Annotated in this window: 13 protein-coding genes, 1 tRNA gene and 1 other RNA gene; 9 read left to right on the plus strand and 6 right to left on the minus strand. The window is 66.9% G+C overall.

Translation table 11 applies throughout. The features are described from left to right. Positions 1-1,104 (minus strand): cytochrome bc1 complex cytochrome b subunit (qcrB, locus tag ON32_RS01000; protein WP_040788068.1); only part of this gene is annotated, 1,104 nt, incomplete at its 3' end. 122 nt (positions 1,105-1,226) lie between these two features. Between qcrB and ON32_RS01005 the strand changes: the two genes are divergently transcribed. The 4 genes from ON32_RS01005 (at position 1,227) to ON32_RS01015 (ending at position 4,672) form a co-directional block, all read left to right on the plus strand. After that, the gene (locus tag ON32_RS01005) at positions 1,227-2,669 is read left to right on the plus strand and encodes a WS/DGAT domain-containing protein (protein WP_040787994.1); all 1,443 of its coding nucleotides are present in this window, start codon (positions 1,227-1,229) and stop codon (positions 2,667-2,669) included. Between the two features lie 143 nt (positions 2,670-2,812). Beyond that, positions 2,813-2,901, plus strand: a tRNA-Ser gene (locus ON32_RS01010). A gap of 239 nt (positions 2,902-3,140) precedes the next feature. Continuing rightward, positions 3,141-3,235, plus strand: an RNA gene (ffs, locus tag ON32_RS27465) — signal recognition particle sRNA small type. A 147-nt stretch (positions 3,236-3,382) separates the two neighbouring features. After that, entirely contained in the window at positions 3,383-4,672 is a 1,290-nt protein-coding gene (locus ON32_RS01015) for an aspartate aminotransferase type Ic (RefSeq protein ID WP_040787996.1), read from the plus strand. A gap of 80 nt (positions 4,673-4,752) precedes the next feature. Here the strand turns inward: ON32_RS01015 and ON32_RS01020 are convergent, their stop codons facing one another. Beyond that, a complete protein-coding gene (locus ON32_RS01020) occupies positions 4,753-5,559 on the minus strand; it encodes a methyltransferase domain-containing protein (protein ID WP_040788069.1) in 807 nt (268 codons plus the stop codon). Positions 5,560-5,792: 233 nt separating this feature from the next. On the opposite strand from ON32_RS01020, the gene ON32_RS01025 reads away from it, so the two are divergent. After that, complete coding sequence (locus ON32_RS01025) at positions 5,793-6,365, plus strand: HhH-GPD-type base excision DNA repair protein (protein WP_040788070.1); 573 nt, start codon at positions 5,793-5,795, stop codon at positions 6,363-6,365. A gap of 253 nt (positions 6,366-6,618) precedes the next feature. Then, on the plus strand, positions 6,619-7,902 hold the full coding sequence (locus tag ON32_RS01030; protein ID WP_040787997.1) for an ROK family transcriptional regulator: 1,284 nt from the start codon (positions 6,619-6,621) through the stop codon (positions 7,900-7,902). Between the two features lie 18 nt (positions 7,903-7,920). Here ON32_RS01030 and ON32_RS01035 read toward each other — a convergent pair whose 3' ends face one another. Then, positions 7,921-9,513, minus strand: a complete 1,593-nt coding sequence (locus tag ON32_RS01035) for a DUF2207 family protein (RefSeq protein WP_040787998.1) — start codon at positions 9,511-9,513, stop codon at positions 7,921-7,923. Positions 9,514-9,820: 307 nt separating this feature from the next. Here ON32_RS01035 and ON32_RS01045 point away from each other — a divergent pair, with 307 nt between their 5' ends. Next, positions 9,821-10,732 (plus strand): neutral zinc metallopeptidase, encoded by a 912-nt coding sequence (locus tag ON32_RS01045; RefSeq protein ID WP_040788002.1) that lies wholly within the window; start codon positions 9,821-9,823, stop codon positions 10,730-10,732. Here the strand turns inward: ON32_RS01045 and ON32_RS01050 are convergent. From ON32_RS01050 to ON32_RS01060, 3 genes are all read right to left on the minus strand, one after another. Beyond that, positions 10,704-11,414, minus strand: coding sequence for a TetR/AcrR family transcriptional regulator (locus tag ON32_RS01050; protein ID WP_051132737.1), 711 nt, complete (start codon positions 11,412-11,414; stop codon positions 10,704-10,706). The two genes, ON32_RS01045 and ON32_RS01050, sit on opposite strands and share 29 nt — an antisense overlap. Beyond that, positions 11,411-13,705, minus strand: coding sequence for an MMPL family transporter (locus ON32_RS01055; RefSeq protein ID WP_040788004.1), 2,295 nt, complete (start codon positions 13,703-13,705; stop codon positions 11,411-11,413). The genes ON32_RS01050 and ON32_RS01055 overlap by 4 nt, the downstream gene beginning before the upstream one ends. A 62-nt stretch (positions 13,706-13,767) precedes the next feature. Next, positions 13,768-14,607 carry a hypothetical protein gene (locus tag ON32_RS01060; RefSeq protein ID WP_040788006.1) on the minus strand — a complete coding sequence of 280 codons (840 nt, stop codon included), beginning with the start codon at positions 14,605-14,607 and terminating at the stop codon, positions 13,768-13,770. A gap of 420 nt (positions 14,608-15,027) precedes the next feature. On the opposite strand from ON32_RS01060, the gene ON32_RS01065 reads away from it, so the two are divergent. Next, the gene (locus tag ON32_RS01065) at positions 15,028-17,565 is read left to right on the plus strand and encodes a DNA polymerase III subunit gamma and tau (protein ID WP_040788007.1); all 2,538 of its coding nucleotides are present in this window, start codon (positions 15,028-15,030) and stop codon (positions 17,563-17,565) included. 303 nt (positions 17,566-17,868) lie between these two features. Continuing rightward, the gene (locus ON32_RS01070) at positions 17,869-19,080 is read left to right on the plus strand and encodes an acetyl-CoA C-acetyltransferase (RefSeq protein ID WP_040788008.1); all 1,212 of its coding nucleotides are present in this window, start codon (positions 17,869-17,871) and stop codon (positions 19,078-19,080) included. The last annotated feature ends 22 nt before the right edge of the window (positions 19,081-19,102 follow it).

The following is a 19,102-nucleotide window of genomic DNA, read 5'->3' on the forward strand; positions in this document are numbered from 1 at the left end:
TGGCCGTTGTAGCAGGTTGTGGTGGGCTCCCCGGTCGTCGGTGAGTCGCTTCTCGATCCAGGGATAGCTGATGAGCACCACGAAGACCAGCCCCATGGTGAGTGCGACCCAGGTCACCGCCGGGACGGTGTGGTTGCCGATGTACAGCTCCCACGGCGGCATCAATCGGGCCAGACCGTCGGTCCACATCATGTAGAAGTCCGGCTGCGAACCCGCCGACACCTGCGAGGGGTTGTACGGACCCAGGTTCCAGATCGGGTTGATCTGGAACAGCCCACCCAGTAGCGCGGTCACCCCTAATGTCATGGCGAAGAACGCGCCCTGGTCGGCGGCGAACACCGGCACGATCCGGGAACCCACCACATTGTTCTCGGTGCGGCCGGGGCCGGGGAACTGGGTGTGCTTCTGGTACCACACGATCGCCACATGCGCCGCGATCAGCGCCAACATGATCCCGGGGAACAGCAACACATGGGTGACATACAGGCGGGGGATGATGATCTCGCCGGGGAAGTCACCGCCGAAGATCAACCAGTGCAACCAGGTGCCGATCACCGGGAGACCGATGGTGATACCGGAGAACGCCGCCCGCAGACCGGTGCCCGAGAGCAGATCGTCGGGCAACGAGTACCCGAAGAAACCCTCGAACATCGCCATGATCAACAGCAGCGACCCGATCACCCAGTTTCCCTCACGCGGCTTGCGGAACGCGCCGGTGAAGAAGATCCGGAACAGGTGCACGATGATCGAGGCGGCGAACAACAACGCCGCCCAGTGATGCACCTGCCGCACGAACAACCCGCCGCGCACCTCGAAGGAGATGTTCAACGCGGTCTCGTACGCCCGCGACATACCGACACCGCGCAGCGGCTGGTACGCGCCGTCGTAGGTGACATGCGCCATCGACGGGTCGAAGTACAGCGTGAGATACACACCGGACAGCAACAGGATGATGAAGCTGTACAGCGCGATCTCACCCAACAGGAACGACCAATGCGTGGGGAAAACCTTGTTGACCGAGCGCTTGACGAACGCGGCGGCCTTGTACCGCTCGTCCATATCATTGGCCTGTGCACCGATCAGCCGGCCTGTTCGAGCTGCCATGGCGACACCCGCTCGTCCGAGAGATGGATTGGACCTACTACAAAGCGTAGCGCTCGGTCCGTGGTGCGTCGACGCTCGACACGATGAAGCCGATGGTCGCTGCCGCTCGTAGGGTCGGGCGAATGAGCTCATTGGCGCCGCAGGACGCGACCATGTACTGGCTGTCGCGCCGTATCCGCAACGACCAGTTCCTGCTGTACTGCTTCGCCGAACCCGAGTGCGATATCACCGAGCTGCGGCGGGAGGTCGAGCAGCGGTGCGCCGCGATTCCGGAACTACGGGTGCGGCTGCGTGAGGATCCCACCGGTCTGTCGTATCCGAGGTGGGTTTCCTGTGCGCCGACGGCCGATCAATTCGTGGATCACGCCGCACGAGGATGGGAGTGGTCACGGTTGCTGCGGGCGCTCGGAGAGCTGCTGGACACCGGGGTCGACCCCACTGATCGCCCGTGGCGGCTGCATGTCTTCCGCGGTATCCGGGCCGCGCCCACCGGTGATCCGTTCTCTACCGTGGCGGTGCTGCAGATATCACACGCCTTCGCCGACGGTCGGGGTGCCGCGCGGCTGGCTCGAGGACTGTTCACCGGTTCCGACGAGATCGGCCGCGGCCGGGCGGATCGTGATACGGCGGGCACGTCCACCGGTGATCGGGCACCGTGGGCGCCGGCCGGGGACGGTGAGGCCGGGAGATGGCCGGGTAGAGCGGTACGGGCGGTGACCTCCCGATTCTCGGCCGGGTACGCGGCGATGCGCCTACCGATCGATATCGCGCGAACTCTGGGCCGTGGTGTGCGGGCCCGCCGGGCGCAGCGGGAACTGGCCGAATTGACCGCGGCGGGCCTCCTGCCCGAACCCGCACCCGGCTATCCACCGGGACCATTGAACGGGCCTGCGCAGGTCACCGGGCATACGGTCCGCATGATCGTTTGCCCGATCGAGGACCTCCGCGTGGTGGAGCGCAGTATCACGGTGGTGGCATTGACCACGGTGTCCCTGGCGGTGGAGCGGTATCTGGCCTCCCGCGGCGAGAACGGGTCACGGCTGGGGGCACAGGTGCCGATGGCGTTACCCGAGGTGCCGGGGGTGCGCAACAATTATCGAAGTCTCGGGGTGGACCTGTGCGCCGGGGAGCCCGATCCGCGGCGGCGGGCCACCGGCATAGCCGAGACGCTCGCGGCGCGACGCCGACGGGCCGCGCACCCCCTCTTGGCCGCGCAGGATGCCGTGACCGCGGCAGTACCCGCCCCGATACACCGTCGGGATGTGCTGCGGTTCCCGATCGAAGTCATTCCGGACACCGTGGCCGGTCACACCGTGTTGTCGAGTGTCGACCGCGGTCCCGCGGATCTCACCTTCGGTGGGGCCCCGGTCCGATTCACCGCCGGTTTTCCCGCGCTCGGGTCGGTGATGCATCTGACCCACGGGCTGCACGGGCTCGGCGACACCGTGACCTTCTCGGTGCACGCCGATCCGGCCACGGTGCCGGATATCGACGACTACACCGATCTGCTGCGTTCGGCGCTGGGCGAGGTCGTCGCGGCGCATCGGATGGCTCCCGGACCATAGACGCCCGTATTGCCACTCACGCCGATACGGCGACCATATGTGACCCCGAATCGGTTTTCCCGCCATCACCTCGAGTGGTGCGGTTCACCGGGTGGGACCGGCCGTTTTTACGTCTGGGTGCGGGTGACGGTATGCTGCTCGGCGGAGGATTCGCCTAGTGGCCTATGGCGCTCGCCTGGAACGCGGGTTGGGTTAACAGCCCTCGCGGGTTCGAATCCCGCATCCTCCGCCACGAATCCGCCGGTAGCGATCGAATTCGATCGCTACCGGCGGATTTTTCTTCCGGGTCGGGCCCACTCGCGCAGCCCGACCGACGTCCTCATCCGATCGCGGTGTCCGGTTCGATGGAGTCCGTTCCCGAGATCCGCCACGTATACGGGCTGATCGGGCGGTGACCGGGGAAAACGTGGGGTTCGGGGACGTCGACACGGCCCCTGGTAACGGGGGGTGGACGCAGCAGCTACACTGGCTGGCGGATCCCGCGCGGCGCGCATCCTGTGAACCCCCCCAGGGCCGGAAGGCAGCAAGGGTCAACGGGCTCTGCCGGGTGCGCGGGGTCCCCTTTCTTTCTCCCTTCGATTCTGTTGTCTTCCATTGTGCCTTCCATTGCCGCTGTTTCTCGGCAACCACTTGGGTAACGTGGTCCCGGGGCCGGTGCTCGGCCGGCTCCCCGAAATCGACCAAATCCACGCTGCTTGGAAAGGCTGTCCAAGATGCCCCGGCAAACGCAGATCGGCTTGATGAGCCATGAGGAGCTCGTGTCCGAACACGAGCTTCAAACCGCGAACTATGCGAGGCTCCAATCCGAGAAGCTCACGCTGGATCTGACCAGGGGTAAACCCTCGCCGGAACAACTCGACCTCTCCGCCGCCCTGTTGTCCCTGCCCGGTGACGGCGACTACCGGGACGGCACCGGCACCGATTGCCGCAACTACGGCGGCCTACAGGGGCTGCCGGAACTTCGTGCCATCTTCGGCGAACTGCTCGGCATCCCGGTGTCGAACCTGATCGCGGGCAACAACGCCAGCCTCGAGCTCATGCACGACGTCATCGTCTATGCGACCCTGCACGGCACGGTGGATTCGCCGCGACGCTGGGCGGACGAGCCGACGGTGAAGTTCATCTGTCCCTGCCCCGGATACGACCGGCATTTCGCGATCACCGAATCGCTCGGATTCGAGATGATCCCCGTCCCGATACTGCACGATGGCCCCGACGCCGCCGCCATCGCCGCGCTGCTGGCCGACGATCCCCAGATCAAGGGCTTGTGGGCGGTGCCGAACTACTCCAACCCGACCGGTGTTGTCTTCTCCGAAGACGTTGTGCGCGAACTTGTTTCGATGCCCGCCGCCGCTCCCGACTTCCGCCTGTTCTGGGACAACGCCTATGCGGTGCATCCGCTGACCGATACCGCCGCCCCGGTGCTGGATGTCCTCGGTATGGCCGCGGCGGCCGGGCACCCCAACCGTCCCCTGGTCTTCGCCTCCACCTCGAAGATCACTTTCGCGGGGGCGGGGGTGAGTTTCTTCGGCGCCTCCACCGAGAACTTGGACTGGTATCTGCAGTACGCGGGTAAGAAGAGTATCGGCCCGGACAAGATCAACCAGCTACGACACCTGCGGTTCTTCACCGACGCCGCCGGTGTGCGCGCACATATGCAGAAACATCGCGCCATCTTGGAACCCAAGTTCGCGCTCGTACTGAAGATCCTGGAAGAACGGCTGGGCCCCAGCAAGGTTGCGTCCTGGACCGCGCCGAAAGGCGGTTATTTCATCAGCCTCGATGTGCTGGAGGGCACCGCGGCGCGGGTGATCGAGCTGGCCAAGGATGCTGGTATCGCGCTCACCGCGGCCGGGTCGGCCTTCCCGTACAAGAAGGACCCGGAGGACAAGAACATCCGGATCGCCCCGAGCTTCCCTTCCCTGCCGGAACTGGAGAAGGCGATGGATGGGCTGGCGACCTGTGTGTTGCTCGCCGCGACGGAGAAATTGCTCGGCAAATAATTCGGTGCCCCGCGGCGATCACGCGGAGGACGGGCCACGAGGGTGGTGTCGGTTCCCGGACCGGCACCACCCTCGTGCGTTCAGGCGGGTTTGTGGGCGAGGACGGCGAACATGGTCACCGAAAGGTGGATATCTCCGACCGCGGCACCGGCGGCCAGATCGTCGAGCAGTTTCGTCCGCTGCTCTTCGGTAATGGCCCGGCGGGCGACGGCCATGGCCGAGATCCGGCTGACCAGCGCGCCCGCCCCGACCGAACGGTCCTGGACCAGGGCCTGGGAACCGACCTCGTCGACCACGAGCCCGGCCTTGGTCAACAGGCCCGGTAGGCGACGGCCGGAGAACGGGTTGGTGGTGTTGACGATCAGGGTTTCGATGACCTCTCGCACCACTTTGCGGTCACCGGGGTGCACGATCGCGGTATCCCAGTCGGCGTCCACCACCACCGCGCGGCCCCCGGGACGCAGCACTCGGGCGATCTCTCGAGCGGCCCGGATAGGGGTGGTGAGGTGCTGGAAGACGCGCTCGCACAGGACGGCGTCGAAAGTGTCGGAACCGAACGGCACGCCATAGGCATCGCCGGAGTGGAAGGTGGCCCGTGATCCGGCGTCGGCCGCCCGGCGTTCGGCGGCGGCCAGTAGGCGCGGATCGGGTTCCACCCCCACTGCTCGGCCGGTCGGGCCGACCGCCTCGGCGAAGGCGATCACCTCCGAGCCGGTACCGGAGCCGATATCGGCGGCGCTTTCGCCGGGTCGCAGGGCGAGTGCCTCGTGCGCCCAGGCCCGCAGGCGCGCCAGGCCGGGCAGTGCGGCCCGAAGATCGTGGACATCGACCAGTTGATCCTGGCCCGCGGCGTCGAAACGGTCGGGTCGTAACCCGAAACTATCCATGAATCCGTGTCCATCCATTGTGCGGAGTGCGGAAGTGATTGTCGCCGTGTGTGGCATGCGCCGAGCCTACGCGTCGATCACGCCCCTTGCGCGGCAGGAACGCACCCGAGGTTCGCTACCGATCGGTAATGAACTCGCTGGTAGCGCGTGTGTAACGGGTACTGTGCGGGGTGGCCCGCCGGGGTCGGGCGGGATTGGCGGAAGACGTGTCGGGAACAGGAGAGGTGCGCGATATGGCCGAGTTGTGTCTGGCCCAGGAGTCCGCGGCGGACGAGCTGCTGTCGAAGGATCCATTGGCCTTGCTCATCGGGATGTTGTTGGACCAGCAGTATCCGATGGAACAGGCGTTTCGGGGTCCTTGGAAGATCGCCGACCGGATGGACGGGCTGGATGTGCACCGAATCGCCGAGACCGATCCCGAGCAGTTCGAGCAACTGTGCGCCACCCCACCGGCCATCCACCGGTACGGCCGGGCCATGGCGCGCCGGATCCAGGACCTCGCCCATTTCGTGGTCGAACGGTACGACGGCGATGTCGAGGCCATCTGGACCGCCGACGAACCGGACGGGAAAGAAGTTCTGCGTCGTCTGAAGGAGCTGCCGGGGTACGGCGACCAGAAGGCGCGTATCTTCCTGGCGCTGCTCGGGAAGCAGCTCGGGGTCCGCCCCGATGGTTGGGAGACCGCCGCGGGCGCCTACGCCGAGCCCGGTTCCCGGCGTTCCGCCGCCGATGTGGTGGACGCGCAAACCCTACTCGAGGTCCGCGCGTTCAAGAAACAACTCAAGGCCGCCGCCGGAAAGAGATGATCAAGACGATTCGGCGAAACCTTGGTGCGCCGGAGGCGGTGATGTTAACTTATTTGTTATGAACATCAACCGCGCCAAGCCGCCGCGGGTCACCTATGTGACCGCCGCGCTGGGTCTGCGGCTCCCGCCCACGCGGGAATTGTGTTGTTCCTCCTGCTGCGGCTGAGCGGGTTCTTCACCCTCTGAGCTGCCTTTTCGCCCATTCTCAGGCATATGTCCCACCTCCCCGGGACCTCAGCAAGGAACAGCAGCAATGTCTCTCCCCACCCTGGACCACTCCGGTATCGTCGCCCTTCCCCGTCGTACCCGCCCCCAGCGTCCGGTTGTCGCACCCGAACTGCGGATTTCGGACAACCCCGCCGCGGCGGTGCTGCGGGCCGCCGTCACCGGCCCCACCTTCCGTGATGTCGCCGCCAAGGCCACCGGCCTGAGCACCGCGACGGTCAACCGTCAGGTCGCGGCCCTGCTCACCGCGGGTCTGCTGCGTGAACGTCAGGATCTGACGGCCTCCGGGGCGGTGGGCCGGCCGCGGGTGCCGTTCGAGGTGAACCACGAACGCTATCTGACCCTCGGCGTCCATGTGGGTGCCACCTCCACCAAGATCGTGGTCGCCGATCTGCGCGGACGGATCCTGGGTGGATTGTCCATCGCGACTCCGCAATCCGGTCAGGAATTCGCCGTCACCACCGTGGCCCGCAGCGCCAAGGCGTTCTTACAGCGCTGGCACAAGCGGACACCGTTATGGGTGGGTGTGGCGATCGGTGGCCGGGTCGATACCCGCACCGGCGTGGTGGACCATCCGAAACTCGGTTGGCAAGAAGCTCCCGTGGGGGCGGTTTTCAGCGACGTTCTGGAGTTGCCGGTCTCGGTAGCGCCGCATGTGGAGGCGATGGCCGCCGCCGAACTGCTGCTGTCTCCGGCCGATCCGTCCGCCGGTGACGAACTCACCCGTGTGGGCGCCCCCCGCGGCAGCAGCCTGTATTTCTATCTCCGGGAAACTGCCGGTGTGGCGGTGAGCCTGGACGGTCGGGTCCACACCCCGAGCAATGGTCCCGGTTCGATCGCCCATCTGCCCACCGGCTCCGATATCACCTGCGCATGCGGCCGGCGCGGTTGCTTGGAGGCGACCGTGGGCGATCGGGCGTTGCACGCGCAGGCGGTGGGCCGCGGCATCATTCCGGCGCACAATGGCAGCCAGGGCACCACCATTGCCGACCTCTACCGGGCCGCGGCCAACGGTTCGGAACCGGCGCGGGGACTGCTGGCCGAACGGGCCACCATCCTCGGCCGCACCGTGGCGCTCGTGCGGGATATGTTCAACCCCGACCGGGTGCTGCTCGGCGGCCAGGCCTTCACGGCGTACCGTCCCGGCCTCGCCCACGTGGCGCGGGCATTCGCCGAGGCGACGGTTTTGCCGCCCACCGATATCCGGGTCACCGGCTATGCGTCGAAGGTGCAGGAGTTCGCCGCCGTGGTCACCTCGTTGAGCGTGTTGTACGCCGACCCGGCGGCCGCCATCCGCCGGGTTCAGGCCTGATATTCGCCGGCCGTCTGCTCACGCCGCGGGGAAAAGAGATTCCACGGCGGTGATGAAATACGGGAAATGACCGGCGAAACGGTGCAGGTCGCGGTCCCGGTCGAACCCGCCGAACCAGTACAGGCCGGGGGTGTTGTCCGCGGCGGGATCCAGGTCGCGGAAGGCGCGGATCCAGTTGTCGGCCCTGCCCCACACCACTGTGTAGGGCAGGGCGCGGGAGAAGACCAGCTCCCGATCGGCGGCCGGCACCCGATCGGCGCGAAGCTCGTCCAGTCCACGGCGCAGGCCGTGGACCTGCGCGGTGAGTTCCCGGCCGAGGCCGGTGCGCGAGGGTAGGAAGCGTTGGGCGACCAGTACGCCGAGGCCGCCGAGGGCGATGGCGATACCCACCAGCACATGTCCCGAGACGACTGCCGCGCCGATGGTCGCGGCTATGCCGACCACGAGCAGTCCGCCCCCCAGCCACAGTGGCAGCCTGCGCCGACCGGTACCGAAGAGAACCCCGCGCTCCACCGCGTCGGCGAACATGGCCGCACGCAGCGATTCCACCGGCATCCGACCGGGACGGCGCAGTTCGGACAGGGTTGTCGCCTCGGTGCCGGCGGGCAGGAGGGTGTCATAGAGGGCCCGTTCATAACCACGTAGCCCGTCGTCGGGCGGGTTGATCCGGGTGATACGCCAGTCGGAATCCCCGATCGGCTCGATCCGGATATAGCAGCGCACCGCGAGGTCGACAACGGTGGCGGCAATATCGGTCGGAGCCGCGTACTCGTTCAACAGGAGCCCGGCCTCGCCGGGGAGCAGGCCGTCGGGGGAGGCGAACTGGGTCCGGCCATCGGCGTGTACCAGCGGATCGATGGTCTCGATCGTGATCGGTCGCCGAGCCCGGACGATATAGGCGGCCAATGCTGCCATGGCCGCCAGCAATACGCCGAACGCAAGGAAAACCGGGCCGGTGAGGGCGAAGAACGAACCGCCCGAGGAGTGGATATCGGCATTCGCCGGCACCGTGCCGGGTGGGATCTGCAGGGTGAGATCGACGGCTTCGCCTTTGCGGAGATTCGTCTGCTCCAGGTACAGCATGCCGTCGGCCTCGATCCGCACCTGGGCGCAGGGCCGGGTATTGCCGGGTGGGCCGAGTTTGCAGTCCACGATGCCCATCTCGAAACTTGGGCTGATGAGCGAGGCGTGAATCTCCGCGATATCGGCGTTCAGAGCACCCATCCAACGGAAGACCTGACTGCCCTCGGCGTCGTTGACGGTGTTGTGCACCGCATACCGGAAGGTCGATTCACCGGGACCCGCATCGACGGTGAACAGATCGTCGACCACCTGTGCGGTGCCCGCACCGGATGCCTCGATATCGGTGACCTGGAAACGCCGTTCGGAGTTCTCGTCGATGCGCAACCGCAGTGGCAGCGACATTTGGAACCGGCCGTCCGGGGGGACGGTCACCCGCTCGTCGACCTCGAGCACGCCCTGACGGTTCAGCTTCATATCCACAGTGATGGCGACGCCGGCGGGCTGCGCGCCGGCGTCCGGTGTTCCCAGTGTGAACAGTCCGACGACAGCGAGCAGCAGCGCTACAGCGCCCCCCCGAATAGTGAGCATGACTCGATACTCTAAACAGCCTGCTATATCTTCGTCAGGGCTGTAGAAGATCGGGAAGGGCGGGGGAGTGACGCGACCACCATATGGATATGGGCCGGTTCCGCCAGGTGGACAGCCGCTTTCGGGAGGTCGACGTCCACCCTACGGATCGCCGCCGTCGGCTCCGCCCGGTCACCGTCCGCCTTATGCCCCCACTCCTCCCGGATATGCCGCGCCACAGGGTTTTCCGCGCCCACCATACGGTCCGCCGCCCGGGTACCCGTCCCACGGACCGGTTCCCGGTCGGCGGCCCGGATCCGCATCGCCCATGCCGCCACCTGTGGCCTATCGCAGTCCGGGGCGACCACCGCGCCGCTCCGGCGGTGGGGGTCTCGCGAGCACGCTGTTCGTGGTGTTGGTCCTGGTGGTGGCGTTCGGTCTGGCGCGGGTCGCGCTCACCTCGGTGGTGGCGGAGATCAGCGCCGGTCCGCGACCGGCGCACAGTTACGGCAACGACGACTCCGGGCCCGCCGAAACCGCGCAGAACCCGCTGCTGACCGACCCGAACGCCACCCTGTTGCCCGCCCACTGCGATTACGCCCGGTGGGGTACCGACGAGGCGACGGCGCGCGCGTTCTTCGAGAGCGCGGAGAAATGTCTGGAAGAAGCCTGGCGTCCGGTATTGGAGCAGGCCGGGTTGCCGTTCACCCCGCCGACGGTGAAGGTGTCGGCGGACACGGAAGGCATCACCACCCCGTGTACCGGATCCACCAGTAATTTCGCGGCGTTCTATTGTCCGGCGAACAAGAGCATCTATATGCCGATCAGCCAGTTGCAGACCGATATGTACGGGGACAACTGGGTGGTCTATCTATCGGTGTTCGCCCACGAGTACGGCCATCATGTACAGAACATGTCCGGGATTCTGCGTCGGGTCAACAGCGATCGGATCGATCTCGGACCCCGGACGCCGCAGGGACTGGAGTTGTCCCGTCGGGTCGAGTTGCAGGCCAATTGTTTCGACGGCATGTATCTGGGGTCGTCGACGCAGGGTGGGGCGTTGACGACCGGCCAGTTGGACCTGGCTCGGCAGGACGCCGGTTGGCGTGGCGATCAGAGCGGCGATATGCGCGATCACGGTTCGCCGGAGAACAGCGGCCGGTGGTTCGGCCGCGGGGCGGACGACAACCGGGCTATGCAGTGCAATACGTTCACCGCATCGGCGGACGAGGTCGGTTGAGGTCGCGTTTCTTCGCGCGTAGGTCCATCAGCCACTGGGTCATCTGCGCAGGTGTCGCGTCGCGACCCACCAGTTCGGTGACCACGTGTCCGGCATAGGCGGCGTCGAGTACGTGCGTGGCGAACGTCATCGGGTCGCCCCAGGGCAGATACGGTTTGGCGAGTAGCAGCGAGGCGATGCCATGGGCGACGGCCCACAGTTCCAGTACCACCGGCACCGGATCGCCCGGTTCGATGGTCCCGTCGGCCATGGCCTCTTCCACGGTGGCCGCGAAATGCCGGAAGGGCCCGCTGGTGAACACCAGATCTACGGCCCGCCGGGTCTCGGTCGGGGCGGTGGCGATCCGATACTGCTCGGGGTGTTCCAGCGCGAAGCGAATATAGGTCAGGCCGAGTTCGCGCATTCGGAGCGCGGGTGGGTCCGCAGGGTCGACGGCCGCGCGCATGGCGGCGTCCAGGTCTTCGAAGACCTGGACCACCACCGCCTCGATCAATGCGTCCTTATCGGCGAAATGACGGTAGATGGACGGTGCGGTGACGCCGACCATTCTGCCGATCTCCCGGATCGATACCGCCTCGGCGCTACCGGTGCGATGCAGCAGTTCGGCGGCGGCGGCGAGGATTTCATCGCGTAACTGCTCACCCGAGCCGCGCGGTGATCGAGGTCGGCGGGATGGGCTCATATTCGTTTCCCGGGTCCTGACGATCCCACCGGTTCGGGTGTGGGGCGCACCGGTGGGTCGGATTCCTCGGTGAGGGCAATGCGCTCGTGCAGGCGGGCCAAGGGTTTCGGCGCCCACCAGTTGACGGGCCCGAGTAGCCGCATGAGGGCCGGGACGAGCAGGGCGCGGATAACGGTGGCGTCGACCAGGACGGTCAGGGTCAGGCCCAATCCCATGAGCTGGATGAACGAAACCTTCGAGGTGGTCAGTGCACCGATCACTATGGCCATGAGCACCGCGGCGGCGGTGAAGATCCGACCGGTGCGGGCCACCCCGATGGCGACGGCCTGGGTATTGTCCTCGGCGGCGTGTTCGCGACCGGTTCGTGTGGCGCGCCGGCGCAGCCATTCTTCCCGGATTCGGGCCAGTAGGAACACCTCGTAGTCCATGGACAGTCCGAATGCCAGGCAGAACATGAGAATCGGCATGGTCGGCACCAGATAGCCGACCGGGGTGAAGCCGATCAGATCCGCCAGATGTCCGTCCTGGAAGATCCACACCATCGCTCCGAAGGCGGCGGTCAGTGAGAGAGTGTTCAGGATCAGCGCTTTCAGTGGTAGCACCAGGCTGCCGGTGAACAAGAACAGCACCACGAAAGTGGTGAGCGCGATCAACAGCGCGGCCAAGGGCAGGCGCGCCGCGAGCGAGTTCAGAGAATCGACATTGATCGCCGGTGCCCCGCCGAACAGCGCGGGGGCGGGAGCGGGTATCGAGCGCAGCTCGTCCAGCTGTCGGGATGCGGCCGGGGAGAAGGGATCGAGCGAACTGGCCACGGTCAGGTAGGTGCCGGTGTCGTTGGCCATACCGGGCGGGGCGGAGGCGAGTCGGTTGCCGGAGATGTACACCCCGGCGGCGGACAGGACCGCGGTGACATCGTCGACCTCGGACAGTTGGGCGGCATAGGTGCCGACGGCCTGTCGATCGTGGAAGTCCGCGAGCATGATGGTGGTGTATTCGCCGGAATTCGCTCGGGGGAATTCCGCGCGGAGTTCGTCGCCGACCTGGCGCGCGGCGGCCTCGGTGGGCAGGACCCGGTCATCGGGGTAACCGAATTTCGCCGACAGGAATGGCGACCCGAGCACCAGCAGCAGCGCCACGATCACCACCGAGATCGGAATCGCATGGCGCATCACGCGCATCACGGTGCGATACCAGAGGGTCTGTTCGGGGATCATGGTGCCCGGTGTGGTGGGGGTGCGTCCGAAAAGACGCAGGATGGGGGCACGCAGATCGAGGCTGTTGACCCGATGACCGAGCAGGACCAGGGCCGCGGGCAGAGTGATGATGGCGGCGGCCGCCGCGGCGGCGACCACCGCGACCCCGGAGTAGGCGAAGGATTTCAAGAAGTACAGGTCGAATATCGCCATGACCGCGAGCGACAGCGCCACTGTCAGGGCCGAGTACAGCACGGTGCGGCCGGCGGTCTGCACCGCTCGAATGGTGGCGGCCGTCGTATCCAGTCCGGCGGCGAGCTCCTCGCGGTAACGGCTGACGATGAACAGGCTGTAGTCGATGGCCAGGGCCAGACCCAGGGCGGTGGTTAGGTTCATGGCGAAGACCGACACATCGGTGAACGTCGTGAACAGTCGCAGGATCGCCAGGGTGGCCGCAATGGCGAACAGGCCGAGCAGTAGCGGGAGCGCGGCGGCGACCATGCTGCCGAACACCAGCACGAGCACGATCAGCGTCAAGGGGATGGCGGCCGCCTCGGCGATGGCCAGGTCGTGGGTGATCTGTTCGTTGACGTCGTGGTAGACCGCCGCGACCCCGCCTTGGCGGACGGTGATCCCGTCGTGGGTGCCGGTCACCTGGTCGGTGATCTCGCCCGCGGTCTGCTGGATCTGAGTTTCGTCGCCGCCGAGGTATGCCGCGATCAGGGCGCTTTTACCGTCGGTGCTGCGGAGCGCGGCGGCGACCATGGGCTGCGCGGTCCAATACGACTGCACGCCCGAGACGTTCTCGTGGGTGCGTAGGGTTTCGACGACTCGCAGCGCGCGTTCGCGGGTCGCGGGAGTGTCCACTCCGTTCGGGGAATCGACCAGCAGGACGTAGTTGGGGGTCGCGCCGTCGAAGTTGTCCGCGATCAGCCGGGCCGCTCGACTGGATTCGGCGTTCTCGGGGACGAATCCGCCGGGTTTCAGATGAGCGGGCACGGTGGCACCGAAAACACCACACAGCAGGGCGATGGCGACTGTGGCCGACAGCACCACGCGCGGGAATCGAGTGGACAGTTGTGCGATTCGGACCAGCATCCCGTACCCCTCAGTAGGTTAGTGGCGTTAGCGTAACGCCGTTAACCTTCGGGGGGAAGGGATCAGGATCGAGAAGCCCCACCGTTTTCCGATCGGGCCAGGGCTCGCTTGCCCCGGGGGCCGGGGTAGGGCAGTCGGTCATGGACGGTGACCCAGCCCGCCGTGGTCAACCACTGTCGCTGGGTACACGCGTCGGCGGTGTCGTGGAAGAGGGGGCGGTTCAGGTCGTCGCGTAGCTCGTGGGCCATTACCGACCAGGTCGGCGGGGTTCCCTCGGCGGCGAGGGTATCGGCCAGATAGCTCGCCACCAGCGCCCCGATCACATTGGCGGGTCGACGCGATACCCGCCGACCGTGCCGTGCGGCATGATAGCGGCGGCCGGCGCACAGTGATCGAGGATGTTCGTTGTAGGCGATCCAGCCCGCGCGTTGGGCGCGTTCGATCAGCCAGAGGTGCTTCACCGCATGGGGCGGGACATCGCCGATCCGGTTGCGGATCAATGCCATCACCGGCTCGCTGCACAGCACATCGCGGCGGGTCGGTCCGGTGCCGTGGGTGAGCCAGTGCTCGTCGGCGATATGGGCGATCGTTCGGCCGAAATCGTCGATGCTGCGCTGGGCCAATTTGCCGAGGCGTTCGATCCGCTCGGTTTCGCGACGCATCTCGTTCTGCGCGGTCAGTGAGCGGACGGCGGCCATGGTCGGGACCTGGCCGCGTTCGAGCAGTTCCAGGACCGTTGCCGAGGTGGTGGGGTCGGCCACGACGGATATCGGCAGGGGCTCTCGGTAGTTGTCGGACCCGTCCGGACGGATCGCCCGGCTGAGCAGGTCGACCGCGGTGGGATCATTGGCGAAATCGGTACCCGAGAGCCAGGCCGTTGCTATTTCGTCACACGAGGACACGATGGGCCTCCGCGCTACGAGAGATCGATGGGTGATTTTGTTGTGCCCCGGCCGGTCGAGAGGCCGACCGGGGTCACCAACCTGATAAAAGGTTCGGCGACCGATGCCGCCGTTATCACGGTAGCCAGGGACTTGCGGTCGGGGCATTGTTGCGACGGATTCGTTATCGCGGCAAATGCCGGGTGAATCGGGGCGAGGGTACCGACGCGCCCGGCTGTGCCGTAAGGGGATGGCGGATTGCCGGGGCGGGGGTACCGATGGTTGCCGTTCACCCGGACCTGCCATCGCCGATATGGGCGGGTACAGCGGAACCGATACCCGAGTATGGTGTGATGTGGATCACAAATGGTCGATGGTATCGGTCTGCCGGCAGGTGCCTGCGGGATGTTCTTTGTCGTCGTACGCCGGTAGCCTCTGGCCGTGGCTCTGTACCGGAAGTATCGACCGGCAACGTTTGCTGAGGTGGTGGGGCAGGAGCATGTCACCGACCCCTTGCGCACCGCCCTCGACACCGGCCGCATCAGTCATGCCTATCTGTTCTCCGGTCCACGAGGCTGCGGAAAGACCTCGTCGGCGCGAATTCTCGCGCGTTCGCTGAACTGCGCGCAGGGGCCCACATCGACACCGTGCGGTAGCTGTCCGTCGTGCATAGCGTTGGCTCCGGGTGGGCCGGGCAATCTCGACGTGGTCGAACTCGACGCCGCCAGTCACGGCGGTGTTGACGACACCCGCGAACTACGGGATCGGGCCTTCTACGCTCCCGCCGAATCGCGGTATCGGGTGTTCATCGTGGACGAGGCGCATATGGTCACCACGGCCGGTTTCAATGCGCTGCTCAAGATTGTCGAGGAGCCGCCGGCACATCTGATCTTCGTCTTCGCTACCACCGAACCCGACAAGGTGTTGCCGACCATCCGATCGCGCACCCACCACTACCCGTTCCGGCTGCTCCCGCCGGCGACCATGCGCGGACTGCTCGGTCGAATCTGCGAGCAGGAGAACGTCGCGGTCGAGGAGTCGGTGTATCCGTTGGTGATTCGGGCCGGCGGAGGGTCCCCGCGCGACAGCCTGAGCGTGCTGGATCAGCTGTTGGCCGGCGCCGGTCCCGAGGGAGTGACCTACGCGCGTGCCGTCGCGTTGCTCGGCGTCACCGATGTGGCGCTCATAGACGATGCGGTGGACGCGCTGGCCGCCTCCGACGGTGCCGCCCTGTTCGGCACCATCGACCGGGTCATGGAGGCCGGCCACGACCCGCGCCGGTTCGCTGTCGATCTGCTGGAACGGCTGCGGGACCTCATTCTGTTGCGGGCCGTCCCCGACGCCGCCGAGCGTTCTCTGATCGCCGCGCCGGCCGACCTCTTGGAACGAATGCGGGACCAGGCCGGTCGGATCGGTTCGGCTGCCCTCACCCGGTATGCCGAACTGCTGCACGAGGGGTTGGGGGAGATGCGCGGTACCGCGGCTCCACGGCTGCTGCTCGAGGTCGTCTGTTCGCGAATGTTGCTGCCCGCCGCCTCCGACTCCGATGCGGCAACCCTGCAGCGACTCGAGCGGTTGGAGCAGCAACTGGCCACGGGTTCCGTTGGGGTGGCCTCCGGCGGGGACAACGCTCCCAGCGGGGACCGTCCGGTCGGGCCCCGACGACCGGGGGAGTCGCGGCGGCGCGGCGCCGAAGCCCTGGCCGCCGCTCGGGAATCCCGTGCGGAGCGAGCCGTGCCGGATGTGGTGGATCGGGACGCGGCCGGGAGTGCGCGGGGCGATGCGGGTGGGGGGGCGCCCGATGTCGAACGCGGGCCGGGATACGCCGCCGACAGCGCTGTGGTGGGAAGTGGCGGCGCCAGGCCGGGCCCGTCTCCGGTGGTTGAGGCCGGGGGCGTGGAATCGCGGGCCGGGGGCGTGACGGAGGCGGTGCGCGGGGGTGAGGAGACGGTCGCATCCGTCGGGTCGACCGGGAACAGGGGCCCCGAAGATCTCGGTGGTGGACCATTGGATTCGTCGGCGGAGGCCGCCGATGCGGACCCGAGCGGGACCGGCGCTTCGACCGTGGACTCGGATCGGCGCGGGGGCGAACCCCGTGATGTTTCGGCGTCCACCGCGCCAGGAGATACCGAGCGAGGAACGGAACCGCCTTCGGTCGCGCCGGTGGATACCCTCGCCCGGGTCCAGGCCGCCTGGGGCGAGATCAAGGCCAAGGCAAGGGATTACCGGACCACCGTGGGCGCGATGCTGGCATCGGGCGCCTCGGTGGTGGCGGTCGAGGACGATGTGATCGTCTTCGCCCATCACGCGGCGCTGGTGCAGCGACTGTCCGCACCGAACAATATCGAGGCCGTTCGGGCGGCGGTGCGGACGGTGCTCGGTCGTGACTATCAGGTGCGCTGGGTGACCGTGGGCTCTGCTGCGCCCACATCTGCACCGCGCGGTTCCGGTGCCCGTTCCCGGACCTCGGGTCGCGAATCCGGTGGGCGACGCCCCGGTGGTTTCGATGCCGAGTCCGGCGTACCCGACGCGGGAGGGCCGCGGCGCCCGACCGAGGGCCGAGCGGATGCGGGATCCGCCGCGTCGCGGTCCGAGGGCTCCGATCCGGTCGGTGGTGTGTCGGCACCGGGCTCCGCGGGGGGAGTGGGAGCCGATTCGGCATCCGGTGCGGGTCCGGCCGGGAGCCGGCGAGGTTCCTCCGGTACTCCCCGATTCTCCCGTCCCAGCCGGGCCCGGGCGACCGGTGGTTATCCGGACGAGGACATCCCCCCGCCGGACTATCCGGATCTGCCCGATGACCCGGGGTCGGCCGATTACGGCTACGGCCCGGGTGGTGTGCCGCCCTCCACGCCCGAGGAGGAGCAGGAAATGATGGCCGAATCGGCGCGGCCGGTGGCGCCGGGGGATCGACGCGACCCGGACGAGGTGGCATTGGAGCTGTTGATGAGCGAGTTGGGCGCTACCCGCCTGGACAGTTGACAAGCACCGGAGCCTCCGCGTTAAGTTAACCGGAGTTCGCATCCGGCGGTACTATGGGCGGGTGGTTGCGAGCTTCGGCGAGCGAGGTTCTATGGTTGGCCGTGATACACGGCTCATCGGACCTCCGCGCCGTTTCGTGCCGTTGTTTGTACAGCGTATGCTGCGGTTGCTCGCGTCCCCGCGAAGCTTCCGGCGCTGCCAACTGAATACAGACGGTCGGTCGAACGGCCGGTCGGCGAGGTATCTCGCGTCTGCTCCGCCAGGTGCGGCGCGGGCGTATTCCTAGGAAGGAAACACTCCGATATGACCACAGAGGCCTACATTTACGAGGCCATTCGCACCCCGCGCGGCCGCAACAAGAAGGGGTCGCTGCACTCGGTCAAGCCGATCGATCTCACCACCGGTCTGGTCCAGGAGCTGCGCAACCGTTTCCCGAACCTCGACGAGGAGCGGATCTCGGATCTCATCCTCGGTGTGGTCTCCCCGGTCGGTGATCAGGGCTCCGACATCGCCCGTACCACCGTCCTGACCGCGGGCCTGCCCGAAACGGTCGGCGGCGTCCAGATCAACCGATTCTGCGCTTCCGGCCTCGAGGCCGTGAACATGGCTGCCCAGAAGGTGCGCTCCGGATTCGACGATCTGGTGCTCGCCGGTGGTGTCGAGTCCATGTCCCGCGTGCCGATGGGTTCCGACGGTGGCGCCTGGATGCTGGACCCGGCCACCAACTACGACACCTACGTCGTGCCGCAGGGCATCAGCGCCGACCTGATCGCCACCATCGAGGGCTTCTCCCGTGAGGACGTCGACGCCTACGCGGTGCGCTCGCAGCAACTGGCCGCCAAGGCCACCACCGGTGGTTACTTCGCCAAGTCCATCGTTCCGGTCAAGGACATCAACGGCCTGGTCGTCCTGGATCACGACGAGCACATGCGGCCCGACACCACCCTGGAGGGTCTGGCCAAGCTGAACCCATCGTTCGCCGGACTCGGCGAGATGGGTGGCTTCGACGCGGTGGCGCTGCAGAAGTACCACTTCGTGGAGAAGATCAACCACGTCCACCACGGCGGTAACAGCTCCGGCATCGTCGACGGTGCCGCGCTCGTGCTGGTGGGCAGTGAAGAGGCCGGTGCGGCCTCGGGCCTGACCCCGCGCGCCCGCATCGTCGCCACCGCCACCAGCGGCGCCGACAGCACCATCATGCTCACCGGCCCGACCCCGGCCACCAAGAAGGTGCTGGCCAAGGCCGGTCTGACCGTCGACGATATCGACCTGTTCGAGATCAACGAGGCCTTCGCCTCGGTGGTGCTCAAGTTCCAGAAGGATCTGCAGATCCCGGACGAGAAGCTGAACGTCAACGGCGGCGCCATCGCCATGGGCCACCCGCTGGGCGCCACCGGCGCCATGATCACCGGCACCATGGTCGACGAGCTGGAGCGTCGTAACGCCCGTTACGCGCTGGTCACCCTGTGCATCGGCGGCGGTATGGGTGTAGCCACCATCATCGAGCGCGTCTGACGCATCCCCAACCGGATTCGGA

The organism is Nocardia paucivorans NBRC 100373, assembly GCF_000308675.1.
GTDB lineage: Bacteria > Actinomycetota > Actinomycetes > Mycobacteriales > Mycobacteriaceae > Nocardia > Nocardia paucivorans.